Below are 23185 nucleotides of genomic sequence, written 5' to 3'. Positions count from 1 at the left end.
TACCTTATATTATTAAATTGGCCTTGCACCTTCACTTCTCTTTCTGACATATGATAAACAAATTGGAAAGAACATGGGAGGTATTATATGTATACAAATCCATATTATCAATACGCACAACAATACTGGCGTACAACAAATGATTCGATATTAGTTTCTGATATCCAAAAAGCAATTAATGGAGAGTATAGCGCAGTTCAATGTTATGAAAAATTAGCTGAGATGGCGCCAACAGAAAAAGAAAGAGATCGAATATTAGAAATTCGAAAAGATGAAATTCGCCACTTGGAGGAGTTTAGTAGACTTTATTTAAACTTAACTGGTAGACAACCACAACCAGAAATAGGTGAAGAGTGCGCTGAAACATATACAGAAGCGTTAGAAGCTTCTTTTATTGACGAACAAGAAACCGTTGATTTTTACTTAGATATTGCGGATAAAGCGAAGGATATATTGATTAAAAAGGCATTTCGGCGAGCGGCGGCTGATGAGCAAAATCACGCGGTATGGTTTTTGTTTTTTTTTCAAAAAATATAGAATTAATAAGGTCAGACCGTCAAAACAAGAATTTCGGTGCAATAGGTGCACTTGGGGCGGAATCTCTAGATTTAGCACAGATGTTGACCTTTGCTTTGCAAGATGAATATTTGGCACAAGCTAGATATGACAACATTATAGCTACCTTTGGAAATATTCGTACTTTTGTTCAAATAAAGCAAAGTGAGTTAAGACACATTCAAGCGTTATTACCATTGTTTGAAAGATATGGTGTTCCGTTGCCCGAGGACATTTCAGCTTCTTTTGTCACCACTCCTGAAAATCTGAAAGCCGCATATCGCGCTGGTGTAGATAGCGAGATTGAAAACATTGCGATGTATGAGAAATTTTTAACGTTTGAATTACCAGTAGACGTACGAACTGTGTTTACACAAGTTGGTAATGCTTCTCGAAATCATCTTGCTGCATTTGAGCGAGGGTTGGCAAGGAAGTGAGATAGTATAGCTATGTTAAAGTCCCTAATGGCTTATCTATATTCTTTAGTTTTCAACTCTATTAAAATGGGTTATAATATGCGTATAATGACATATATTAAAAAAGACCGAATCGGTGCTCGAACACCGTTTCGGTCAAGCAATAGTCGCAGGTCCCTTCAAGGGGGCGGCTTGTCTAAATATAAGATAACCCACTCTGCCGTCAAGCTCAAGGGTGGGTTATTTTCTGTCTAAATACGAGACGATAGATACAATCAAACCGGCAAATGAAATCATAAGCACTAACGTCTGAAATGTCGTCATCACAAGCACCACCCCCTTTCGTTCTTGGGGTAATGCCGACCACCCTTGAGTTTACCTGAATAACTATTGCAAAATTATTATATCACAAATAAGAACGTATGTTTCATCGGTTTTTCTGAAACTTCTTCTCCTTTACCTCAATTATTATGTTAAAAGGACCTGCACTTCTGTTGGACTAATTCGTCCTAAATAGGTAATACTGTCGAAAACTTTATTTCTCTTAAGGAAAGACTCGTTTGTATTCGTGTTATCCCTAGTTTATTCAACTTCCGGATAAAATTCTCCAATTCTCTTCTATCTTTGTTAATCACCTTTAGCATGTAATCATGCTCTCCTGTTAACAAGTGGCACTCTAATACTTCAGGCATTGCCCCTAAAGCTTGCTCCAAAACTTCGAGTTGCTCCGCTTGATGGATGTTCGTGCTAATAAAAATAATAGACAACAAATCAAATCCGAGCTTTTCTTGGTTTAAAATGGAAACACGTTGCTGTATGTATCCTTCATTTTCTAACCTTTTAATTCGGACATGCGTAGCAGGCGGTGACAACTTAACTCGTTTTGCAATTTCTGAATTACTTAGATGTGCTTCCGTTTGTAAAATTTTTAATAGTTGTATGTCTATTTCGTCTAAAACTTTACTTACAATGGACTCCACTTTCAATCACACCTTTCAATTATTCTAAAAACATAACACCTGTTTCTCTAATACAAAATATTTTTAATTAATATTGATTATTCACATAACATTATTTTGTTTTTTTACTATTATAAAATAAATTAATCTGTAAATATACGAAAAATGTTAAAATTATTTCATCAAGTATTCAAGTATTACTGAGCGGAGTGGAAGTTATTTTATGGCATACAAATATTACGGATTACTACTTTTAACAAGTTTCCTATGGGCTGGCAATTTCATCGTGGGTAAGTTTTTAGTCGATCATGCTTCCCCTATGACGTTAACGATACTACGCTGGGCAATTGCGGTACTTTGTCTATTCCCAATAGTTTGGTGGAGAGAAAAGAAAATCCTACCATCACGAAAAGCAATTTTACCTTTATTTCTAATGGGTATTACTGGAGCAGCCCTTTTTAATGTCTTTCAATTTCTCGCTTTAGAAAGTTCCACTGCTATGAATATTGGATTAATTTCCACATTAAACATTATTACTATCTCTGTGTTTTCTTTTTTCTTTTTAAAAGAAAAATTAAATGGTCTGCAAATTTTATCTATGATTATTTCCTTATTCGGTGTACTCCTCGTTTTATCAAAAGGAAACATCCAACATCTACTTTCTTTTCAGTTCAATGTAGGAGATTTATGGATGCTGGCTGCGGTCTGTATTTGGGGTATTTACTCTGTTTGTAGTAAATGGGCTTCACACACAACATCACCAATGATGGCGATACTTTATTCAGGTATTTTCGGGTTGTTGATACTTTTACCTTTCAATGTGACGAGTTTACATATTACAAATGTTAATGCTTCTTTTGTGTGGGCTATTGCTTATACAGGACTTATCTCAACCGTTGTATGTATGGTTCTTTGGAATATTGGCGTTTCTAAAGTTGGAGCTACTACTTCTGGGCTGTTCTTAAACTTCAACCCCATCTTCACGGTTATTCTAGCATTTTTCCTACTTGGAGAGCAGATGACTTGGTTACAAGGACTTGGAAGTGTAATTGTTATTTTGGGAAGTTACTTTTTCACATATTTTACATCAAGATTTATTTCGATTAATATTGCGGTGAAGCCGAGGCTTGCGAAATAATAGAAAGTTTTAGGACAGGAGTTACGACACACCATTTAATAGATGGTACGTAACACCTGTCTTCTTTTTTATGTATGATATTTGTATTTTTAGAGAACGTTATGGAAGAAATCTTTTCATCGTTAGAAAGGGGTTTGTTACATCATGAATCAACACGAGCTTCACCAAGATATTAATACTTTTGCAGAATCACACTTGCCATTAACGTCATTAAACAACGAACTGGAGATTACAGTTGTTCCAGACGTTCATTGCTTTACAGATAAAATAGTGAACATTGTGTACATAGACCTTCCGGATAATCAGTTCGTGCTTGTTGATGCTGGTATGCCACATTCAAAAGAACATATTAAGGAAAAACTAGAAGAGAGATATGGTAAAGGCACTAAACCAGCTTGTATTTTGTTAACACATGGCCATTTTGACCATGTTGGCTCTTTAGCTGAATTATTAGAAGAGTGGCAAGTTCCTGTTTATGCCCATCTAGAGGAAATGCCTTATTTAACAGGAAAGCGTAACTACCCAGAAGCAAACACAGATGCGCATGGAGGAATAGTCCCGAAGATTGCACCGATGTTCCCTAATCACGGTGTAGATCTTTCAGGGTATGTGCAACCATTACCGGATGATTACAGTGTTCCAAATTTGTTAGGTTGGAATTGGGTTCACACACCTGGTCATACACCAGGGCATGTATCATTTTTTAGAGAAAGTGATGGATTACTAATTGCCGGGGATGCTTTTGTGACGGTAAGGCAAGAATCACTTTGGAAAGTGCTTGTTCAAAAACAAGAAATTAGCGGCCCTCCAAAGTACTTCACCTTTGATTGGGTTCATGCAAAAAGCTCAATAGAAAAGCTAGCCGCATTAAATCCTCAAGTAGCGGTTACTGGACACGGTTTACCTATGACTGGAGAAGAACTAACACATAGTTTACAAAAGCTAATTAATCATTTTGACACAATTGGGTTAGCATAAAAATAGGTACAGGTTAGCCTCTTTAGGGATTAACCTGTACCTTTTTCTTCTTATTAGACTTTCTAATCATGTTCTTCTATTCATTTAAAATGCGACAGTACCCCCGTCCCCAATTCACATTAATTTGCATTTTCATATTAAATGACAGCCTTCAATTTCTTCAACCACTCCTAATAGACTAATCTAATTTTTAGTAGATTATTTCAACGTAGGATAGAGTTAATCCTCTTTATTTTCTCTATCTAAATATATTGTTCAGCTATTAAAATCAACACTTTTTTGGGCGTCTTAATTCGAACCTATAATTTCATAACCATGAATGAGAAAAACACTATTAAACATAATAAGAAGGAATTTTTAAAATTGGAAGGAGTAGTTTTGGTGAAAAGATTATTATTAATTGGAATGATTTTGTGTTTTCAGCTAAACGTGCTGGTTGGACCGATTGGTGCTCATGCTCAAATAGAGGAACAATGCATTAGCCAATCACAGGTGAAAATCGAAAATGAATTCAGAAGACTCTGGATTGACCATGTATTGTGGACTAGTAACTATATTACAAGTGCAACTACCTCTGGCGCGGAGGATCAAAAACAAGTCCTAGCAAGGCTGATGAAAAATCAAGTAGATATAGGAAATGCAATAAAGCCAGTTTACGGGGAAAAATTCGGAAATAAATTAACGGCACTGCTAGAGGAACATATTGTTATTGCTGGCAAAATTGTTGATGCAGCGAAAAGCCAAAATGAAGATATGGTAAATCAACTAAATAAAGAATGGTATAGAAATGCTGATGATATAGCGGTGTTCCTAAATGGTATCAACCCGAATTTAAAAATGGAAGGTTTAAAAGAATTACTATATATGCATTTAGAATTGGTTGCAAATGATTTATCAGCAAGCTTATCAAAAGAGTGGGATGCTAGAATTGATGCAATTGATGATGGACTAACACATATAATCTTAATGGCAGACGCTATCTCCGCTAGTGTTGTTAAGCAGTTTCCTGAGAAATTTTAAAAATGTAGGTTTAAGAGACTTGAACTTCGACCTAGTATTTGCTGCTAGTTCGAAGTTCGTGCTCAAAATAATAATACTTCATTCCCCACCTATTACAGACAGGATTTCGGGGTAGGAGGAACTACCAATCATTTTTTGATGAGTCGAAACTCCTTCCCCCTTTATAGTATTTTAACGTTCAGGTTCTTACCTATTCTTAATAATTTCATCAACAATGCCATAAGCTTTTGCCTCTTCTGCAGTCATGAAATTATCACGATCTGTATCTCGTTCGACTTTTTCGACTGGTTGACCAGTTAATTGTGCTATTAATTTATTGGTGTCTTCTTTCAATTTTAAAATTCTACGCGCCGATATTTCAATATCGGTTGCTTGCCCTCTTGCCCCACCTAAAGGCTGGTGGATCATGATTTCACTATTTGGGAGAGCGAGTCTTTTTCCTTTTGTACCGGACATTAACAAAAGTGCACCAAATGATGCCGCCATTCCAATACAAATAGTTCTAACATCTGGCTTGATATAATTCATCGTATCTTGAATAGCAAAACCTGCAGTTGTAGACCCACCTGGACTATTAATATAAATGGAAATATCTTTATCTGGATCATCCGCAGCTAAAAACAAAAGCTGCGCAACTACGCTGTTGGCTATTTGGTCGTTTATTTCATCACCAATCATAACAATACGGTCTTTTAAAAGACGAGAATAGATGTCGTAGGATCTTTCTCCTCGGCTCGATTGTTCAATCACATACGGGATCATACTCATGATTAATTTCCTCCTTCTTACTATGCTGCCATCCTTAATCCATAGTGAGGAGTGTGTATACGAGTTGAACGATGCGAATAATTTAGAGCAGGAGCGTTTGATTGTAATGTTTGAATAGTCGGAATTGCTTGGATTAAAACAGTAGGATCTTGGATACGGATACTCGTATTTATTAATCTCGATAACCATTCTGTTTCCTCTTCCTCCCAAAAAGAATCGATGATAGAGGACTCCTCTTCCAAATTTCCTTTTTCGATTCGATTTTTGTATCGGTGAACGATGGATTTAACAGATCCCTCTGACATTTGTAATATCTTCGCAATTTCATGAGATTTGTAATGAAAAGCCTCTTTTAAAAGAAAAGTGATAGCTTGCTTTGGTGTAAGATTTTTTAATAATAGCTCCGTAATGATAAACGAGCTCTCCATTTTATCCACATACGCTGACTGTTCCACTTCTTCTAAAAGGTCCTCTCTTTTTCGTTTTCTCGTCGTGTCCACCCATTGATGATAAGCTGTTTTTTGCAAAAGCCGAGTACTAATAATGGAACTATTACGGTACTTATTTAAGATTTTCACAAACGTTTCTTGAGCAAGGTCATTACCATCCCATTCATTTTTAGTTAAAAACAAGCAATACCGTCTAAGTTTTTCATATTTTTTTAGTAATTGTTCCTCGACTATATCGTTGGATGCAACTGCTCGTTGTTTTTCTTTCATCGTTTTGTTCACTCCTTTAAACACCACTCATTATATTAACGTTTCAAACATAGAAAAATGATACGGGGGGAGAAAAAATATTTCACTTCCTTAAAATTTGAGCATTTGTTCAGTTGTGGAATTAAGTTTCTGGATAGGAGGATTTGCAACAGCCATGTTACTTCCTTTTCTTATCCATTATAAAATTCAAGTAAATACTTGGTGATCTAATATATTCTAATATAGCAAAGTCTGACTTAGACATTTACTTTTTAAAAGGCCTCCATATCATCTTACTACTCGGTGGGATTTTAAACAAAAATCCTAGTCTTCAGGTCTAACAGTTGCAACACCTGGACTAACCGATTGGGAAGCCATTGGTGGAATAGCATTTCTATTTTGATATTTCCGAATAGTATTTTCATGGTATATAATTATTAAAGGAGAAGCTTAGTGCTTAGCGGGCTCAGTAACTTCGATTCAATAGTTTGTTTAGATTACACCACAATCGACAACAGACATTTCTACGATATTAAAACTCAAAAGGAACAGCTACTAGACTTTTTTGGTTGCTGTTCTTTTATTTTAACGGACTGTTTCTCCTCTTGTCTTCCCTCATTCAGACCACAACTTGTGTATATACGCCTTCTTCTCACATAGCATATAGTCAATTCGAGTTTATGAAAGGTACTTTCTCCATTTTTCTTAATTAAAGTTCGGTTCATAGTGCTTATGAAAGGCACTTTCACCTTTTTTCTTACTCAAAGTACGGTTCATAATACTTATGAAAGGCACTCTCACCTTTTTTCTTACTCAAAGTACGGTTCATAGTGCTTATGAAAGGCACTCTCACCTTTTTTCTTATTCAAAGTACGGTTCATAATGCTTATGAATGGCACTCTTACCTTCTTTCTTATTCAAAGTACGGTTCATAATACTTATGAAAGGCACTCTCACCTTTTTGCTTATTCAAAGTACTGTTCATAATGCTTATGAAAGGCACTTTCACCTTTTTTCTTACTCAAAGTACGGTTCATAGTGCTTATGAAAGGCACTTTCACCTTTTTTCTTATTCAAAGTACGGTTCATATTGCTTATGAAAGGCACTCTCACCTTTTTTCTTATTCAAAGTACGGTTCATATTGCTTATGAAAGGCACTCTCACCTTTTTGCTTATTCAAAGTACTGTTCATAATGCTTATGAAAGGCACTTTCACCTTTTTTCTTACTCAAAGTACGGTTCATAGTGCTTATGAAAGGCACTTTCACCTTTTTTCTTATTCAAAGTACGGTTCATATTGCTTATGAAAGGCACTCTCACCTTTTTTCTTATTCAAAGTACGGTTCATATTGCTTATGAAAGGCACTCTCACCTTTTTGCTTATTCAAAGTACTGTTCATAATGCTTATGAAAGGCACTTTCACCTTTTTTCTTACTCAAAGTACGGTTCATAGTGCTTATGAAAGGCACTTTCACCTTTTTTCTTATTCAAAGTACGGTTCATATTGCTTATGAAAGGCACTTTCACCTTTTTTCTTACTCAAAGTACGGTTCATCCTGCTTATGAAAGGTACTCTCACCTTTTTTCTTACTCAAAGTACGGTTCATATTGCTTATGAAAGGCACTCTCACCTTTTTTCTTACTCAAAGTACGGTTCATCCTGCTTATGAAAGGTACTCTCACCTTTTTGCTTATTCAAAGTACGGTTCATAATGCTTATGAAAGGCACTCTCACCTTTTTTCTTATTCAAAGTACGGTTCATAATACTTATGAAAGGCACTCTCACCTTTTTGCTTATTCAAAGTACTGTTCATAAATTATATGAAGAGCATCTCAATTAAAGCATACTTTTCGGATCCAACGCCTTTTCCATTTCTGGTGTAAGCAGTCCTTTTTCTTCTAATACTTCCTTAATTGTTACTTTACGCTCATCTGCTTCCATTCCGATTTGCGATGCTTTGTCATAACCTACGATAGAACTTATCCCCGTTACTAGCGCTAAGCTAGCATTCATCCACTTCTCGCAATTTTCTTTTTCTGCATCAATTCCAGAAATACATTTTGAAACTAATGTGGAGATGGCGTTGGACATTATTTCAATCGCGTCTAAAAACGTATAGGCGATGAATGGCATCATAACATTTATTTCTAATTGTCCTGCCAGACCAGCTGTTGCTATAGCTGTTTCATAACCAATTATTTGACAACAAACCATATGGGTCATTTCTAAAATGGCAGGGTTTACTTTTCCAGGCATGATAGTAGAACCTGGTTGGACAGATGGTAACGCAATTTCTGCCAGACCAGTTCTCGGTCCCGAGGAGAGTAAACGTAAATCACTCGTTATTTTTATTAAATGTATAGCTAGTTCTTTTAAAACAAGCATCACGCGAATTGGGGCGTTTGTGTTTTGCATAAATGAAAATATATCAGTTGGAGAACGAAATGGTAAATTAGTATACTGACGAACCTCATTAATCACTTTCTCGCTATACTCTGGATGGATATTATTACGCGTGCCAATCGCCGTTCCACCTAATCCAATTTCATATAAACTGTCCGTAGCCTTTTCTAGCTGTTTATACATTTCTTGAATTGTTACTGCATATCCTGAAAATTCTTGTCCTAGTCTTATTGGAATAGCATCGTGTAGATGAGTTCGACCAGATTTCACAACTGGCATTAGTTCAATGGACTTTCTTTTAAGCTCTTTATGTAGCTGGTCTATTATAGGAAGTAACTTTTCTACTATCTTTTCAGCTCCTGCAATATGTATAGCAGCATGAAAAGTATCATTTGTTGATTGTGACATGTTCACATGGTCATTTGGGTGAATTCGTAGACCTTCAAGTTCTTCTCCTAAAATCTCTGTTGCTCTGTTAGCGATTACCTCATTAGTATTCATGTTTTGTGAAGTACCCGCTCCTGCTTGGAAAACGTCTATTACGAAATGGTGATCTAACTTTCCTTCAGCTACTTCTTCTGAAACTTTTATAATGGCATTTGCATAAGACGCTTGAAGGAGGCCATTTTCCATATTCGTTTTAGCCGCTGAAGCTTTAATAATTCCAAGTGCTTTGATAAACGATCGCGATAGTTTTCTTCCACTTATTTGATAATTATCCACCGCACGCTGTGTTTGCGCACCATAATAAGAGTCAATTGGGACTTTAACTTCTCCTAACGTATCCTTCTCTATCCGATATGAATTTGAAAAAGTCATGTTCTATCTCCTCGTAAAATAACATTAGTTCTATTGTCTCCATTTGCTTTCTATTTAAAACGAAAGAGAAATAGGATTTTTGTAATTACCCTCAGGGTTTACGACAAAAATTAGTGGAGTGTCGGATAAATAACGCAACCCTACACTCCATCACCTCTACTCACAATACCTTTGTCAATCTCTCACTCCGTAGCAAGGAAGCTACAGAACTATCAATCTCTTCTACTAATGCTTTTTTCGTCCATGATTTTTTGTAGGCTGCACTGTCATTGATGAGTACGTAAATGGCTCGTAATTCATTCACTTTGAACTTGCTTTTTTCGTTTTTATTAAGTTCTTTCCAAGAAATAAGTACATTCTTACTTTCACTTAAGAATGCGGTAGGAAGATTCAAGTTGTATTTTCTCAATAGTTCTGCAGGTGGCAAATAATTTAATAAATCTTGTAAAAATGCTTTTCCGTTCAAAGGTTCCTTTTTATTTGTTTTATTAGCAATCTTGGTTTCTTGGCCTACTCCATCTTTAATCGCGACAATAACTTCTTCTAATATATGAATATCACGTGCAAGTAACATTTTATCTACTGTTTCTAAAATTCTCTTACACTTTGTTAAAGTTTTTATGGCATCTTCTTTCTTCATACTCTCACCTCTATTAAACTAGGATCTAGTTCTCTTAAGATTTCCATTGCTAACTCTTTATACTTATACTGTTCTTCGCTGATACCCCCATTGGACATCGCGTCTGATATGTTGTTTAAATCTTTAATGACCGTTTTATACATTTTTAAATGTTTCAACTCCCCTAGTCCTTGAGGTAGAGATGTACCTTTTCGCATCGTTTCAAAAATTCCTAATAGTTTCGGCTTCTCCCCGAAAATTAGTTTTACAAAATGAGAATATTCCTTGTTGGAACAATATTTATCATAGATTTTATTTACAATCTTTATGTAGTGAGCTACACCTTTTGCACTCACCTTATCCATAATTGTTGGAATTAAATAATAGTCTGATAATAAAAAGCCGCTTTGGGTAATGAGATTGTTAGTTGGAGGACAGTCAAACATAATAAGATCATATTTTGCTTCTAATTGGTGGTCTTGAATAAAGTTATGGAGGATAAAGAGATTTTCTAGTCCGTTTTTTTCCGTTGTCATTTCCATCGCTATTTCGTCTAAACCACCATTACTATAGAACAGGTTCGATGGAATAAAATCGATGTTCGGATGATTTTTCATGCAGTTTTTAATCAACGTCTCTGTATTCAAGGAAAACCTCGTGTGATGTAATCTCTTCGCTTGAAGGTACATATCAAATACATAGTTTAACGATTCGTCATCCTCTAAATCGATTAAGTCTTTCTCTGTACTTTTCAAACACACTTCACTTAACGAACACTGTGGGTCTAGGTCAATTAATAAGATTTTGTAGTGTTTTGCTAAATAGTGAGCTAGGTAGTATACACTTGTTGTTTTACCTACACCGCCTTTGTAGTTGCCGATAAAGATTTTTCTAGCTTTCAGTTCTGTCATCCCCTTTAGTGTCATTGGTATCCTTTACCATATATAACGAAGGACGAGTTAAAATATTCTTATTAGATTTTTTTCACTGGAGAAATTGCGGAAACGACGTATATTTAATTATTGATTGTTTAACGGTGTGATATCTTAAACATGAGAAAAAGTGATAAAAACCCCGTCCCCAATTTCACAACATACAAAAAGACAAGCCTCAAAGATTTGGCTTGTCTTTTTGTAGTCTGTGTATAGATTTATTTTCTACTTGGATCATCTAACGCTTGGTATGCCTGTTGGTATTTTCCGCCTTCAGCTACTTTGGAATGGTACAAAGCCTTTAAGGCAAAGTTTTTTTCTAGTTGGTGTTCACTTATTAACTCTTTTAAGTTCTTTTGTAGTTCTTCATTATCTTTTACTAATTGTTTCATTTGTGATTTTAAGAATTTCATAATTCACTGACTCCTTCCCGACACAAAACGCATTCCATGATTATAGCATTATTCTACAATAAACTATATACAAAGTATTCCTAAGGTTTATATGAACGTATACATGACTGACAAGGAATTTCTTCCTTAAATATAGAATATATGTAATTAGGAAAAATATAGAAGGAGCAAATCAGATGGAGAATATAGAAGAACAAGGGAAAAAGGTATTATCAGCTGTTATTGGCTTACTAGTGTTTCATGGATTTATTTCAATTTTTGTCTATGCAGCTTTAAACGACCATACGCTAGGCGTTGCGATTATTGATGCAATCTTTTTAGGCATATACGCGCTTATTTTATCTCTCATACATAAAGGATACCTCTGGGCGAAAGTCATCAATGTCATCTTTTTACTCGGTGGAATTTTAGTCGGAATCCTATTCATTTGGTCTAACCATGGAACAACTGGAATGATTGTATGGGAAGCGATCTCCATAACTGTGTACGGAGTAGCCGTTTATATCTTGCTATTTTCGAAGAGTATTTCATGGTATATGCATTTTAAAAGAGAAGCTTAGGAGAAATGGGGACGGGGTTTATTTCACATTCTGAGGTCAAGTACTCCATTTTGTGTGAAAAGATCCCCGTCCTTACTTCACATCACTCTGGCCACATTTGATTGTTATACGCCATATCCCAGAACATGTATTCAAAACGTGTTGTGTTTAAGAAAATTTCTTCTAATTCTAAGAGTTCTGTTTCTGTTCTTCCTTCAGCTAATTGATCCATTAACTCGATACACCATTTCGCTAATGTTCCGAATTCTTCTGAGCTATACATGCTAATCCATTCTCCGTATAGTTCATGCGCGGCAGCTCCAGGAATCTCGCTTAGTTCTTTACCAATCTCCCAATAACTCCACATACAAGGCAATAATGCAGCCACTAGTTCGGCTAATGTTCCGCTTTGGCCTTTATGTAACATATAATGCGTATAAGCTAACGTAATAGGCGAAGCTTCCGCATTTTCCAACTCTTCTAAAGAAATGCCAAAACGAGCCGCATAGCTTCGGTGTAGAGCCATTTCTTCATGTAGAGTGGAATGCATTAATGCCGCAAATTTCTCCATCGTTTGTAAATCCGTTGCTTTAATTGCTCCGATACCAAACAACTTCGCGTAATCAATTAAATAAAGGTAATCTTGAATCATATAAAAACGAAACTTCTCCGCATCAAGCGTTCCATTGCCCATTTCCACAACAAACGGATGTGTGTGATTTTTCTTCCAAATATTTTCTAATTTCTGTTGTAAATGATCTGTAAATTTCATTTTCTTCATCTCCTAAACTATTTTTTTGTATGAGTCCAATCTAAAATAAACCGCAAAAGAACCTTCGTATAATCAACTAATTGTTGAATGGAAACTTGTTCATTAATGGAGTGAGCATGCTTTAACTCGCCCGGTCCATAAATCGCTGCTGGAATACCGGCATCGCCAAACCAACCTCCATCCGTTACGGTTGGGGAAACACTTAATACAGGCTGTTCTCTTAGCGTCGATTCATGACAACTTAACAACATTTGAACCGCCTTATGTTCAGGATCTACTTCTAAAGAAGGAAAAATCTCACCACGATCTTCTATCATAGAAGAGCCTCCCCATTCAAACGTTGGCGGATTTTCTCTTAACCACGGGTCTGCCTTAGCAACATGATGTATGTGTTCTTCTATCTCTTTTGCTACTTGCTCATATGTTTCATTAGGGTAAAAGTGAACCGTTAGCCATAAACGACATTCATCGGCTATGAATGCGGCATGCCTACCACCTTCAATCACGGCTGGATTGATTGTATTAGTTCCCGGCTCGTATCCTGGGTAGCTTTTCATCACAGACCAATGTCTTTCTAACTCTTGCAACCCTTGCATAACTTTCATCATTTTCTCAATGGCGCTTGCACCAAATAACTTTCCACCTGCATGAATCATATTTTTTCTTGTCGCGTCATGATGTGTTTGCTTACTTTTCACAGTTACCCAACCAGTAATGACTCCACCTTGACCTTGCACTTGTAGATTACTAGTATCGACGACAAGCGCAAAGTCTGCCGTGTAACCTCTTTTGCAACATTGTAAAGTTCCCGCTTCTCCTACTTCTTCTCCGATAACAGACTGAAACGTCAGATCTCCTGGTAATTCAATCCCCGCTTCATGCAAAAGCTGAATCGCTAATAAAGCTCCTGCAAGTCCGCCTTTCATATCGGCTGAACCTCGACCTATTACAACACCATCTCTTACGATAGGAGTAAACGGATCTGTTTCCCACTCTTCTGACTCATCTACCTCCGCAACGTCTACATGACCGTTAATAATAAGGCTTTTATATTGGTCTGATTTTGTTCCTTTTAGCACTCCGACAACATTCGGATCACCTGGGTACACGTCCCATGTATCAATGGCAAAACCTTTTTCTTGTAAAAATCCAGCAATAAAACGCTGAGCTTCCGCTGTATTTCTTGCTGGTGGTGCTGGAGTTTCGTACTGAATTAGTTTACAAAGTAAGTCCACTAATTCGTCCTGTCGCTCCTCTACAAGTAGGATAAGTTCATCTACATTATGCTTCAATGTATTACCTCCTTTTTCTTTTGGCTCTGTTAAGCACCGCTGTTGATTTCCGCGCATATCTCCGCTTTCCGCGGGCGGGCCGGGAGCCTCCTCGGCTTCGCCTGCGGGGTCTCCCCCTCCCCGCTTCTCCCGCAGGAGTCTCCGACATGCGCTTCAATCACAGCTAGATACTATTAAAAAACGACAATAGCCTTTAACATAATCTTACTTTTGAATCAATTAAAAAAACCACTTCTGCATAAAGAAGTGGTTTGGGTTTTAAAAAGACAGTACTATCCCTGTTACTCCACTTCCCTTCGCTAGCATTACCTAGAGCAGGTTCAAGGGTTAAGACAATAGTCTCTCTCAGCTTAAAAAGCACCCCTAGTGTTGAAAAATATTCTATTATAATTAAACTTTAGCAAATTATGTTAGCGATTACAAGTGAGAACTGGGAAGTGAGAAATGGGGACGGGGTTTCTTTCACATTTCTGGCCAATAGACAGTTATCACGTGAAAGAATCCCATTCCTTAAATTGCTACACTTAATTTTTTGTAGCTTTTATTATCATCGTGCTTGGGAATCTTCTTGCTTTGTATAAGGAATAATAACGATCCGATACTGCTTCTTCAACTGATTCATATTTTACCGATACTTCACTTTCTATCACACGATCAATGGTGAAGCCTGCTTTAATCAATTCATTTATATATGTACTAACCTTTCTTTGAGGAATTACGACAGGTGCCTCTTCCCCTTTAAATCTTTCGTATGTTGTAAAACCTTCATTTTGGTAAGATCCATTGAGATAAAGTTGTCCATCTTTACTTACTAAGTGAGTGTATAATGGATGATCCCAACTAAAAATAAAACTTCCACCATGTTTCAAATAGGAGTAAATTAACTGAAAAGTAGTTGGCAAATCAGTCGTCCACCCGATTGCATATATGGAATACACATAGTCAAAATACATTTTAGGTATTTCAATTTCTTCTTCCATCGGTGCGCAATACAAGTGAGGATTTAATCCGTTTAAAGTTACTTTTGCAGTTTTTATTTGTGCCTCAGATAAATCAACACCCCACAGTTCACTAGCCTTCTTCTCAGCCATAAAGCGTAAAGAATGTCCACTTCCACAACCAATATCAAGAACTTTTTTACCTTTAATTTCTTTAAATAATCTTAATTCCTCTTCGTTTTGGCTAAATGGCCCATAACTAGGTAAAGCATCTACCCCGTTAAAATGATGGGCTACTGTATCCCAACTTTTCTTATTTTGTTTAATAATATCGATACTCACACTTTTCCTCCAAATCAAATCGCTATTTTCGAGTTTTTCATTAACAATTCTCTACATTTATGTAATTCGACAACATTCACCACATTCCTATCAGTAGAATCACATATTAATAAATAGAAAGGTTTATAGACGATTGCTACTAAGAGCAAAACATTGGATAAATTTGAAAAAAACTAAAATAATAGCCAATATATGTTAATATTACAATAGAATAGAAAGGAGTCACAAAGTATATGAAGAAATTTACCATTATCATCAGTACAGTCTTCCTTGCTTTTATTGCCCTCATTATTTTTATCAACATAAACACATCTGACGCAATTATTTCGAAACGTTTTAATGAAGACACCGTTATTAGAAGTGTTACTGTCACAAAGTATGCACCACCAAAAGACCGTTACAGCCGTTCTGAAGAAATTGCTAAAGTAACAACGGAAGATGAAGAACTAATAGAAGAAATGATTAAAAGTTTCTCTGGCTTATGGTTAAGACGGGAAATAAATGCGAGAGAAAGATGGGATGGAGAATACAGGTTAGAAATTAAGGTTAGTAACGAGAGAGAGCCTGGTAAACTGTGGACGAATAACATTTTGATTAGCTTTGATGAAAGCGACCGTATCGCCATCTCAGCAAAAAGTGGTGGACGTTATTTTGTCATAAACGGCAATGATTACTATGAAAAGATGAAAAAAATTATTGATAAATTAGATTGGAAGTAGTGCAAAATGGGGACGGGGTTTCTTTTACATTTGTGGCCAATTGAGCCTTACCATGTGAAGGAAACCCCGTCCCAAAATTAGCACTATTTAATTATTTAAATCATAAAGGCCTGGAGCATGTTCGTTAGGCATATCAGGCATTTCTGGTACAGGATATCCATTTGGTGGTGCAATGACTGATAAATTCCCACCATTTCTGCTCGGAGTTGTACCTTGGAATATTTCGCCCATTCTCGTCTCATCTAATCGGAAATTGAATTGGGCATTATGGAAGCCCATTTCCACATATTTGCGACATTCTGGATATTTGTTTATATCATAATTTGGGACCGGAAAAAGTTTGCCCCAGTCTACACCTAATGTTTCTAGAGCTTTTGCAAAAGCATTTTGGTGGGCATTATCTCGAACAATTAAGAACGCGATCGTTTCTCTTAATGTTTTATTATCGCTCATTTCGTAAATCCTTGATTTTTGAAGAACACCAGTGGATTCAAGTACGACGTTATTTAGTAGGTTTGCAACAAGATTTCCATGATCATATACCCATGATCCATTCCATGGGTTGCCGCCCGCATCAACAGGTAGCGAAGCTTTAGCTCCAATAATATAATGATGTGGGTTTGCACCCGCTTGGATTACATCATCTAAAGGAGCACCATCAGAAGCTTGATTACCTGGCATATCTCCACCGGTATCATTTAAAAGCTGGTTAATCGTCGACTGAACGAGTTCCACATGACTGAGTTCTTCTAAAAACACCCCTCGAATAAGGTCCCGATATTGTTTCTCTTTCCCTCTGAAATTGGCGCTTTGGAACGAGAACTGCATCAGTGTTCTCATTTCACCAAATTGACCACCAAGGGCTTCCTGAAGTACTTTGGCCGCATGAGGATCTGGTTTATCTGGCACAATCATATTAATCAAGTCTTCTCTGTAAAAATACATGAAAATCCCACCTTCTAATTTATTCCTATTTAGGATGCCAGTTAACAAAAGGAATATTCTGAAATGGGGTTCTAATCTAAATTAAAATTCTTGGTGCCAAATCGGGACGGGGTTTATTTCACATTTGTTTGTGGCCTGTATAGCCTTATCATGTGAAGTAAACCCCGTCCCCAATTTCATATTAATTCTTTTAATAATCTACTATCTTTAACACTATATCTAGTCTTCAAGTTCCTTTTCAATTTTACTCATTGTTCCCATTATTGGGTTGAGTTAGCACACATTGGATAAATTCCGTTTTCTCTTTCGTGTATGCTTCACGATCATTGCAGTATTTCTTAGCTAATTCTCTTTTCAAACTAGCGTATTGATCAGTAAATTGCTTATTGTTTCGTAATAGGTCGCGGAATAATAATTGTACATCCCAACGTTTTTCGTATTCAAGTATTATATGTAAATGAGCTACTCGTTTGTCGTTTAAAACTTTCACAAAAAATCGTCGCCATGAACGACCGTCCAGTTCAGGAGGTACATAATTCCAGTTATGTTGAGCTAGAAGCAAAGAAATTTCGTTTATTAGTTGAAATGAATCTATTTTAGCCATAAGATCTATTACTGGCTTTGCTGGTAGATTAGGAATAGCCGTGCTACCATAATGCTCCACTTCTGTAACTCCGAATCGTGAGAGATGTTTGAGGAGTAGTGCTTTTTCTTGTCTACCTTTTTCTTCCCACATTGGATCCGGATCGACTATATGTATTTTTTCTTTAGCCCAAACTGGCCAAGTACTTTGATCATGTATAACTTTCATTTCACTCACTCTCCACATTTTTTCCTGTGTGGTGTAACTCCGGACACTAAAAGTAACATTCATTTAATACTCCATAATATACCTCATCTATATTCTTTCCTTTCATGGTCTATTAATATCTCTTCTTGTTAATTTCATTGCCTTCCTCTCCTTTATGTGGTGTTTGCTCCACAGTACTTTTTTAGCAGGTAGAGCAGTTGAGTTTAGTGGTCTGAATTACTTCTTTGTTTTCAACTCTTTGAATATCAGTTATAATATAGATATAATTTCATATAATAAAAAAGACCAACCAGTGCTTCAACACTAGTCGGTCAAGCAATAGTCGCAGGTCCCTTCAAGGGGACGGCAACTTTTGTGTGGAACCCACTCTGTTGCCGGCAAAGCTCAAGAGTGGGTTATTTTCTGTCTAAATAAGAGATGATAGACACAATCAAACTTGCAAATGAAATCATTAGCACAAGTGTTTGAAATGTCGATATCACTCGCATCACCCCCTTTCTTACTTGGGGTAATGCCGACCACCCTTGAGTTTCCCTGAATAACTATTACGAGAATATTGTAACACAAAAGGAACGTTTGTTCTATTTAATTAGAATATAAAACTCGTGCTATATTTTCTTTTTCTATTCCGAATGAAAATAAGTAGTTCTTTCCTCCGAACTATACATGATACTCTTCTCTAAGTTGATCTTTTTGTTTCTTCTATCATGTCTAGAATTACTTCTTTTACTAACTTAGGCTTTTCGCAATGAATAAAATTACTAACTTAGGCTTTTCGCAATGAATAAAATGCCCGGAATCTTCTATGATGATTTGTTTTCCCTTTGTAGATTTTTTCGCTATTTTCGTATGTAGATTTGACCAAATTTCTTGGGCACATTTAATAGTTTCAACTGATAGATTACCTTTATGGAAGGTTCCTCTAGTAATGACATACACTGGAACAGTTATAACTTCTTGTTGAGTTTGAGAAAGCTGCTTGATGCTTTCATTAATATGTATTAACTCATTATAGGCTGTTTTGTATGCACTTTTTCTATAACCAACTTCTTTGGCTGACTTTATCTTACTCTCGGGTAGATTGACGTATCCCATAGGCATTTTTAGTAATCTTAAAATACCAAATGGAGCTAAGTAATTCGCGAGTCGAATCATTCCTTTTTCCTTATCTAGCTTTGCTTTATATTCTAATGGAGAGTATGTATTTCTTCTGGAGTAGGATCTACCAGGACTAAACCAATAACTTCATTAGGGTATTTTGCCTGATAAAGTCGCATGTTTATTGCTCCAAAAGAGTGTCCTACTAAAATATATGGTGGGGGAATTTCGGCTTTCGTCAGTAACTCTCGTAATTCCTCTACCATTTCGCCACTTGTTCTTGTTTGTTCCGTAGATTCACTCCATCCATATCCTGCTCGATCATAAGCAAATACCTTCGCTTCACTAGATAACTCTTCTTGAATCCAACTCCAATCCAAACATGTTCCACCAAGGTCGCTATTAAAAAAATGCCTTCCTCCATCCCGAAGTCAATTAAGTTTGAAAATGGGACGGTCTATACTAGAAACCCAAGGTTACCCGTCATGGCTGTTATCCCTATTAGTCGGGTAAATTTCCTTCGCATTAAACCATTGACTCAAAATCAACACCATATTAACCCAAATAGTCGCATCTCCCGTGCCGATTAAATATTCTAGTATGCGAAATGGGGACGGGGTTTACTTCACATTTTCAGCCTGTAGAGCCTTATCATGTGAAATAAACCCCGTCCCCAATTTATCCTGAATTAAATAAAAAAAGGATAACTTGCCAGACAAGCGATAAGAGTTATGCAAGATGCAATAAAAAAAGGATTTAGCGAGCTCATTACTTTCTCGGTATTGGATGGAACATAAGCACCATTCGTATTTATCGCAACATTTGCTTCTCCAAAATTAGTAGCACCACCACCATATGTAATAAAACAAGCGATAATACTAGTGATGAAAGCTACATTACTAAAACGATATTCAAAATAAGTAGAAACTCCAAGTATGAAAGCAAGCAAAATTACAATTGTTAAGAAAAACAAGAGGAAAAACTTTTTCATATAGTTACAACTCCTTTTGAAAATTCCTTTTTAATCTACGAGTTAGCTTTAAGAATTATTTTTGCATGTCTATGGGTACTTTTCTGGCCGCTATCTATACTTTTTTGAACTCTATTGGTACTTTTTTGACCTCTATCTATACTTTCCTCTCCTATGGCTACTTTTTGCAGCTCTATGGATACTTTTTTGAACTCTATCTATACTTTTTGATAGAAAAATGACGCTTTTTGGACCTCTATCTATACTTTCCTCTCCTATGGCTACTTTTTGCAGCTCTATGGATACTTTTTTGAACTCTATCTATACTTTTTTAGACTCTATCGGCACTTTTTTGACCTCTATCTATACTTTCCTCTCCTATGGCTACTTTTTGCAGCTCTATGGATACTTTTTTGAACTCTATCTATACTTTTTGAGAGTCTATCGGCACTTTTTGGACCTCTATCTATACTTTTCTCTCCTATGGATACTTTTTTGAACTCTATCTATACTTTTTGAGAGTCTATCGGCACTTTTTTGACCTCTATCTATACTTTCCTCTCCTATGGCTACTTTTTGCAGCTCTATGGCTACTTTTTTGAACTCTATCTATACTTTTTGAGAGTCTATCGGTACCTTTTTGTTCTCTATCTATAATAATTCCACAAGAATCATTACCATTATGTTCCTCAATCATTAAGTCAATATCAGAAAATTCATCCGTATATCCTACAACTCCAGAACCTAACTGGATGATGCCTTCTACTAGACTAGAAGATTCTAATCTTTTAATCGTACGATGAAAATACGTGTTTGCTCGGAACTATAATTAAGAAATCATGATAATTCTCTCCAGTAGACTTTTTGGTTAAGATTGAGAAAATTCCCCTCACACTTTACTAAATAGAACCGAACAAAGATGAACCACTCGCTAACTATGAATCGTTCACTTAAACTTCTCTGGATTTGATACATAGCTTTCAATAATAAAACCGCAACCTGTACAAAGTAAGTATTCTACATTTGAACCGAAACTAAGTTTACCAATTGGAGATATGACAGCATAGCAGCTATGTTTTCCTTTTCCTAATTCGTTTCCACCCAAGGTTTACGTCCACCGCCCGCAACTTCCGAACGTCCTTTTACTTTGTGAGTTCCTTGACACTTTGGACATTCCGTTTCCTTATAGTTATTTTTCATTATAACTCCTCCATTGTTGTTGTCATTCTGCCGGTATAAAATACAATGCTTTATTTCTTATTTTCCACTATATTTAAACGCTCTTGTATAATAATTTGTAGTTCATTTGCTAAGCTATCTTTTTGATTTGTTATATCGTTCAATACTTTAGTTACACTTCCTAACGTACTTTGTGTTTGGCTATAGGATTCATTTATTTTACCATGCACTATCCAGTCGACAATAAAGCTATCAAAGAAATAGTCAACAAATGTAAGCATGCCGCCAATTTCTACGTTTGCTTCATAATGAGTTTTAATATCTAGCAACTCTTCTTGGAACTGACGTAATTTACTTTGAGCAGAATGAATATAATGCTTCGCATCATCAAAATTACTATGCTTCATGGCGGTTGTAATAAGACCACCACCGAACATATCAACCGTAGACCAGTTTTTTGCAGCTTGAAGAGAACTTAATGCCATATTCAGCGTATTAACCGCTTGCCTTCCTGCAGCGATTGCCTCACCATATTCTTTTAACGCACCCGTTAAGTTAGCTTCTTTTTCGGCAATGTCGTAAAGCTTTTCACTCCAAATAGATTCTTCATCGTGTATAAGTCCTTCTTTTTCTTGAAGAACTTGTTGGTACTCCTCATTTACTCTCGATACAGAGAACAACTTTTTCTGGAATTCTACCATTTCTTGTTCCATATCTCTAAGTGTTTCTACAGACTCAGAGTACTTTAATTTAGCTGCTAGAACTTCTTGTTGCTCTTTATCGACCTTTGCTAGTTTTCTACCAGTAATAGTGTAAAAAATATTCGTGAGTGTAAATGTTTCTAGACGTGTGACATCTTCTTTTTCTTTTTCTAATTGAGATCTAAGCTTATATCTATTTTGCTCTTCTTTTTTTATGTAACTATATAGCCTATCTATATGATCTTCATATTTTGTTTTTAACCGCATTTTTTCTTTTACTTCTATTAGTCGTTCATTTAATTGTGTGAGCATGCTGTTCTCCCCTTTATTATTCGTTTCTTTCAATATGTGAATGTGAATCAACTTCATAAATACGGTTCGTTTATTGAAAAAAAAAGAATTATTTTCTTTATGAACTTTTACTATGTTCGTGTATTACGACGTTTTTCAATAATATATAAGTTAAATAATTCGTTTTTCGTATAGTATTCATACATTGTAAAACGGAGTCTGTAGTAATACGAGATTATAATAATAAAAGTTTCAAAATATAGGAAAATAGGGAGAATATTTTAGATTATTTTAGTGAAGTTTGACGTGGTAAAAGCAAAATTAAAAAAGAGTGCATTCGTAAGGTACGAAGGCACTTCCTGTTTAAAGGCGTAACAATTTAATTGTCCTTCTGATAATTAATAGTAGATAAATAGTGAATACATAAAACGTGAAACCTATTATATAACTAACCGCTTGATTCGTTGGTATTATTTTAGGCTGTATTCCATGAGCAACATTGTATAATTCCGTTTGAATATGGGACCACCATATAACCAATATTGTTATTAAAAACAATAACAATGCAAAAACCGCTTTTTTATGAAAAGTAGTAAGAATAAAACTATTTTTCATAGCAACAGTAAAACTTTTAGATGCAGATTGTACAAAATCTTTATGTACTTCATTTCGCATTGGTGTTAAAAAATAGATCATTAATCCACCTAAGATAATGGCTAATACTAACATCCTCTATTCTCCCCTATACAGTATTGGCTTCATTTTTAACTTCCTCCAAAAATGAGTTAAAAAGAGTATTCCCTAAAAATAATTCATTCCCTTCCATTCCCACCTTTTCTGCACAAAAAAACGTACATAATCAAAAA

The 23185-nt window shown here is 35.9% G+C and carries 27 protein-coding genes and 1 riboswitch; of the genes, 7 read left to right on the top strand and 20 right to left on the bottom strand.

Annotated elements, in window-relative coordinates:
- The first annotated feature begins 87 nt into the window (after nucleotides 1-87).
- Both CDZ92_RS19605 and CDZ92_RS19600 read left to right on the top strand, forming a co-directional pair.
- A complete protein-coding gene (locus CDZ92_RS19605) occupies nucleotides 88-537 on the top strand; it encodes a ferritin-like domain-containing protein (protein ID WP_141395201.1) in 450 nt (149 codons plus the stop codon).
- Nucleotides 507-992 (top strand): ferritin-like domain-containing protein, encoded by a 486-nt coding sequence (locus CDZ92_RS19600; RefSeq protein ID WP_141395200.1) that lies wholly within the window; start codon nucleotides 507-509, stop codon nucleotides 990-992. Before CDZ92_RS19605 ends, CDZ92_RS19600 begins: the two co-directional genes overlap by 31 nt.
- 219 nt (nucleotides 993-1211) lie before the next feature.
- On the opposite strand, the gene CDZ92_RS20255 is transcribed toward CDZ92_RS19600, so the two are convergent.
- Nucleotides 1212-1295 (bottom strand): putative holin-like toxin, encoded by an 84-nt coding sequence (locus CDZ92_RS20255; RefSeq protein ID WP_227521586.1) that lies wholly within the window; start codon nucleotides 1293-1295, stop codon nucleotides 1212-1214.
- A gap of 185 nt (nucleotides 1296-1480) precedes the next feature.
- A complete protein-coding gene (locus tag CDZ92_RS05535) occupies nucleotides 1481-1951 on the bottom strand; it encodes an Lrp/AsnC family transcriptional regulator (RefSeq protein ID WP_096154242.1) in 471 nt (156 codons plus the stop codon).
- Nucleotides 1952-2153: 202 nt separating this feature from the next.
- Here CDZ92_RS05535 and CDZ92_RS05530 point away from each other — a divergent pair, with 202 nt between their 5' ends.
- From CDZ92_RS05530 to CDZ92_RS05520, 3 genes are all read left to right on the top strand, one after another.
- Nucleotides 2154-3068: a DMT family transporter gene (locus CDZ92_RS05530; RefSeq protein WP_096154240.1), complete on the top strand. Its 915-nt coding sequence runs from the start codon at nucleotides 2154-2156 to the stop codon at nucleotides 3066-3068.
- A 144-nt stretch (nucleotides 3069-3212) separates the two neighbouring features.
- Nucleotides 3213-4046, top strand: a complete 834-nt coding sequence (locus CDZ92_RS05525; protein WP_096154239.1) for an MBL fold metallo-hydrolase — start codon at nucleotides 3213-3215, stop codon at nucleotides 4044-4046.
- A 381-nt stretch (nucleotides 4047-4427) separates the two neighbouring features.
- A complete protein-coding gene (locus CDZ92_RS05520) occupies nucleotides 4428-5066 on the top strand; it encodes a glycosyltransferase (RefSeq protein ID WP_096154237.1) in 639 nt (212 codons plus the stop codon).
- A 186-nt stretch (nucleotides 5067-5252) separates the two neighbouring features.
- Here the strand turns inward: CDZ92_RS05520 and clpP are convergent, their stop codons facing one another.
- The 6 genes from clpP to CDZ92_RS05490 all read right to left on the bottom strand — a co-directional run bounded on the left by clpP (nucleotide 5253) and on the right by CDZ92_RS05490 (nucleotide 11722).
- The gene (gene clpP, locus CDZ92_RS05515; protein ID WP_096154235.1) at nucleotides 5253-5834 is read right to left on the bottom strand and encodes an ATP-dependent Clp endopeptidase proteolytic subunit ClpP; all 582 of its coding nucleotides are present in this window, start codon (nucleotides 5832-5834) and stop codon (nucleotides 5253-5255) included.
- Between the two features lie 20 nt (nucleotides 5835-5854).
- Nucleotides 5855-6553 carry a sigma factor-like helix-turn-helix DNA-binding protein gene (locus CDZ92_RS05510; protein WP_096154233.1) on the bottom strand — a complete coding sequence of 233 codons (699 nt, stop codon included), beginning with the start codon at nucleotides 6551-6553 and terminating at the stop codon, nucleotides 5855-5857.
- Nucleotides 6554-8372: 1819 nt separating this feature from the next.
- Nucleotides 8373-9758 (bottom strand): class II fumarate hydratase, encoded by a 1386-nt coding sequence (locus CDZ92_RS05505; RefSeq protein ID WP_096154231.1) that lies wholly within the window; start codon nucleotides 9756-9758, stop codon nucleotides 8373-8375.
- A 160-nt stretch (nucleotides 9759-9918) separates the two neighbouring features.
- Nucleotides 9919-10398, bottom strand: a complete 480-nt coding sequence (locus CDZ92_RS05500; protein ID WP_096154229.1) for a hypothetical protein — start codon at nucleotides 10396-10398, stop codon at nucleotides 9919-9921.
- Nucleotides 10395-11288, bottom strand: coding sequence for a ParA family protein (locus CDZ92_RS05495; protein ID WP_176483718.1), 894 nt, complete (start codon nucleotides 11286-11288; stop codon nucleotides 10395-10397). The genes CDZ92_RS05500 and CDZ92_RS05495 overlap by 4 nt, the downstream gene beginning before the upstream one ends.
- A 239-nt stretch (nucleotides 11289-11527) precedes the next feature.
- On the bottom strand, nucleotides 11528-11722 hold the full coding sequence (locus tag CDZ92_RS05490) for a hypothetical protein (RefSeq protein WP_096154226.1): 195 nt from the start codon (nucleotides 11720-11722) through the stop codon (nucleotides 11528-11530).
- A 176-nt stretch (nucleotides 11723-11898) separates the two neighbouring features.
- Between CDZ92_RS05490 and CDZ92_RS05485 the strand changes: the two genes are divergently transcribed.
- Nucleotides 11899-12282: a DUF5336 domain-containing protein gene (locus CDZ92_RS05485; RefSeq protein ID WP_096154224.1), complete on the top strand. Its 384-nt coding sequence runs from the start codon at nucleotides 11899-11901 to the stop codon at nucleotides 12280-12282.
- Nucleotides 12283-12364: 82 nt separating this feature from the next.
- Here CDZ92_RS05485 and tenA read toward each other — a convergent pair whose 3' ends face one another.
- The 3 genes from tenA to CDZ92_RS05470 form a co-directional block, all read right to left on the bottom strand.
- Nucleotides 12365-13033 carry a thiaminase II gene (gene tenA, locus CDZ92_RS05480; RefSeq protein WP_096154222.1) on the bottom strand — a complete coding sequence of 223 codons (669 nt, stop codon included), beginning with the start codon at nucleotides 13031-13033 and terminating at the stop codon, nucleotides 12365-12367.
- A gap of 17 nt (nucleotides 13034-13050) precedes the next feature.
- Nucleotides 13051-14325 carry an acetylornithine deacetylase gene (locus CDZ92_RS05475; RefSeq protein ID WP_255249788.1) on the bottom strand — a complete coding sequence of 425 codons (1275 nt, stop codon included), beginning with the start codon at nucleotides 14323-14325 and terminating at the stop codon, nucleotides 13051-13053.
- Between the two features lie 274 nt (nucleotides 14326-14599).
- Nucleotides 14600-14700: riboswitch (TPP riboswitch) on the bottom strand.
- 149 nt (nucleotides 14701-14849) lie between these two features.
- On the bottom strand, nucleotides 14850-15605 hold the full coding sequence (locus CDZ92_RS05470) for a class I SAM-dependent methyltransferase (protein ID WP_096154218.1): 756 nt from the start codon (nucleotides 15603-15605) through the stop codon (nucleotides 14850-14852).
- Between the two features lie 233 nt (nucleotides 15606-15838).
- Between CDZ92_RS05470 and CDZ92_RS05465 the strand changes: the two genes are divergently transcribed.
- Nucleotides 15839-16324 (top strand): hypothetical protein, encoded by a 486-nt coding sequence (locus tag CDZ92_RS05465; RefSeq protein ID WP_096154216.1) that lies wholly within the window; start codon nucleotides 15839-15841, stop codon nucleotides 16322-16324.
- 87 nt (nucleotides 16325-16411) lie between these two features.
- Here CDZ92_RS05465 and CDZ92_RS05460 read toward each other — a convergent pair whose 3' ends face one another.
- The 9 genes from CDZ92_RS05460 to CDZ92_RS05425 form a co-directional block, all read right to left on the bottom strand.
- Entirely contained in the window at nucleotides 16412-17269 is an 858-nt protein-coding gene (locus CDZ92_RS05460) for a manganese catalase family protein (RefSeq protein WP_096154214.1), read from the bottom strand.
- Between the two features lie 244 nt (nucleotides 17270-17513).
- A complete protein-coding gene (locus CDZ92_RS05455; protein ID WP_096156925.1) occupies nucleotides 17514-18080 on the bottom strand; it encodes a GrpB family protein in 567 nt (188 codons plus the stop codon).
- A 395-nt stretch (nucleotides 18081-18475) separates the two neighbouring features.
- Nucleotides 18476-18568: a putative holin-like toxin gene (locus CDZ92_RS20480; RefSeq protein ID WP_227521485.1), complete on the bottom strand. Its 93-nt coding sequence runs from the start codon at nucleotides 18566-18568 to the stop codon at nucleotides 18476-18478.
- Between the two features lie 241 nt (nucleotides 18569-18809).
- On the bottom strand, nucleotides 18810-19235 hold the full coding sequence (locus tag CDZ92_RS05450; RefSeq protein WP_096154212.1) for a hypothetical protein: 426 nt from the start codon (nucleotides 19233-19235) through the stop codon (nucleotides 18810-18812).
- Nucleotides 19236-19267: 32 nt separating this feature from the next.
- Nucleotides 19268-19558: an alpha/beta fold hydrolase gene (locus CDZ92_RS05445; RefSeq protein ID WP_096154211.1), complete on the bottom strand. Its 291-nt coding sequence runs from the start codon at nucleotides 19556-19558 to the stop codon at nucleotides 19268-19270.
- A gap of 308 nt (nucleotides 19559-19866) precedes the next feature.
- Nucleotides 19867-20169, bottom strand: coding sequence for a hypothetical protein (locus CDZ92_RS05440; RefSeq protein ID WP_096154209.1), 303 nt, complete (start codon nucleotides 20167-20169; stop codon nucleotides 19867-19869).
- Between the two features lie 925 nt (nucleotides 20170-21094).
- A complete protein-coding gene (locus CDZ92_RS05435) occupies nucleotides 21095-21253 on the bottom strand; it encodes a transcription initiation factor TFIIIB (protein WP_096154208.1) in 159 nt (52 codons plus the stop codon).
- Nucleotides 21254-21398: 145 nt separating this feature from the next.
- Nucleotides 21399-22340, bottom strand: a complete 942-nt coding sequence (locus tag CDZ92_RS05430) for a hypothetical protein (protein ID WP_096154206.1) — start codon at nucleotides 22338-22340, stop codon at nucleotides 21399-21401.
- 342 nt (nucleotides 22341-22682) lie between these two features.
- A complete protein-coding gene (locus CDZ92_RS05425; protein WP_096154204.1) occupies nucleotides 22683-23048 on the bottom strand; it encodes a hypothetical protein in 366 nt (121 codons plus the stop codon).
- Nucleotides 23049-23185 lie beyond the last annotated feature (137 nt).

The organism is Bacillus sp. FJAT-45066, assembly GCF_002335755.1.
Lineage (GTDB): Bacteria > Bacillota > Bacilli > Bacillales > Bacillaceae_I > Bacillus_CD > Bacillus_CD alkalisoli.
This window is presented reverse-complemented; position numbering and strand designations above follow the sequence as displayed.

Excerpts from the sequence above, each read along its gene's own strand:
- CDZ92_RS05500 (WP_096154229.1), bottom strand. The coding sequence starts at position 10,398 with ATGAAGAAAGAAGATGCCATAAAAACTTTAACAAAGTGTAAGAGAATT.
- CDZ92_RS05465 (WP_096154216.1), top strand. The coding sequence starts at position 15,839 with ATGAAGAAATTTACCATTATCATCAGTACAGTCTTCCTTGCTTTTATT.
- CDZ92_RS19600 (WP_141395200.1), top strand. The coding sequence starts at position 507 with ATGGTTTTTGTTTTTTTTTCAAAAAATATAGAATTAATAAGGTCAGAC.
- CDZ92_RS20480 (WP_227521485.1), bottom strand. The coding sequence starts at position 18,568 with ATGCGAGTGATATCGACATTTCAAACACTTGTGCTAATGATTTCATTT.
- clpP (WP_096154235.1), bottom strand. The coding sequence starts at position 5,834 with ATGAGTATGATCCCGTATGTGATTGAACAATCGAGCCGAGGAGAAAGA.
- CDZ92_RS05450 (WP_096154212.1), bottom strand. The coding sequence starts at position 19,235 with ATGATTCGACTCGCGAATTACTTAGCTCCATTTGGTATTTTAAGATTA.
- CDZ92_RS05460 (WP_096154214.1), bottom strand. The coding sequence starts at position 17,269 with ATGTATTTTTACAGAGAAGACTTGATTAATATGATTGTGCCAGATAAA.
- CDZ92_RS05430 (WP_096154206.1), bottom strand. The coding sequence starts at position 22,340 with ATGCTCACACAATTAAATGAACGACTAATAGAAGTAAAAGAAAAAATG.
- tenA (WP_096154222.1), bottom strand. The coding sequence starts at position 13,033 with ATGAAATTTACAGATCATTTACAACAGAAATTAGAAAATATTTGGAAG.
- CDZ92_RS05455 (WP_096156925.1), bottom strand. The coding sequence starts at position 18,080 with ATGAAAGTTATACATGATCAAAGTACTTGGCCAGTTTGGGCTAAAGAA.
- CDZ92_RS05510 (WP_096154233.1), bottom strand. The coding sequence starts at position 6,553 with ATGAAAGAAAAACAACGAGCAGTTGCATCCAACGATATAGTCGAGGAA.
- CDZ92_RS05485 (WP_096154224.1), top strand. The coding sequence starts at position 11,899 with ATGGAGAATATAGAAGAACAAGGGAAAAAGGTATTATCAGCTGTTATT.
- CDZ92_RS05530 (WP_096154240.1), top strand. The coding sequence starts at position 2,154 with ATGGCATACAAATATTACGGATTACTACTTTTAACAAGTTTCCTATGG.
- CDZ92_RS05425 (WP_096154204.1), bottom strand. The coding sequence starts at position 23,048 with ATGTTAGTATTAGCCATTATCTTAGGTGGATTAATGATCTATTTTTTA.
- CDZ92_RS05505 (WP_096154231.1), bottom strand. The coding sequence starts at position 9,758 with ATGACTTTTTCAAATTCATATCGGATAGAGAAGGATACGTTAGGAGAA.
- CDZ92_RS05440 (WP_096154209.1), bottom strand. The coding sequence starts at position 20,169 with ATGAAAAAGTTTTTCCTCTTGTTTTTCTTAACAATTGTAATTTTGCTT.
- CDZ92_RS05490 (WP_096154226.1), bottom strand. The coding sequence starts at position 11,722 with ATGAAATTCTTAAAATCACAAATGAAACAATTAGTAAAAGATAATGAA.
- CDZ92_RS05495 (WP_176483718.1), bottom strand. The coding sequence starts at position 11,288 with ATGACAGAACTGAAAGCTAGAAAAATCTTTATCGGCAACTACAAAGGC.
- CDZ92_RS19605 (WP_141395201.1), top strand. The coding sequence starts at position 88 with ATGTATACAAATCCATATTATCAATACGCACAACAATACTGGCGTACA.
- CDZ92_RS20255 (WP_227521586.1), bottom strand. The coding sequence starts at position 1,295 with ATGACGACATTTCAGACGTTAGTGCTTATGATTTCATTTGCCGGTTTG.
- CDZ92_RS05525 (WP_096154239.1), top strand. The coding sequence starts at position 3,213 with ATGAATCAACACGAGCTTCACCAAGATATTAATACTTTTGCAGAATCA.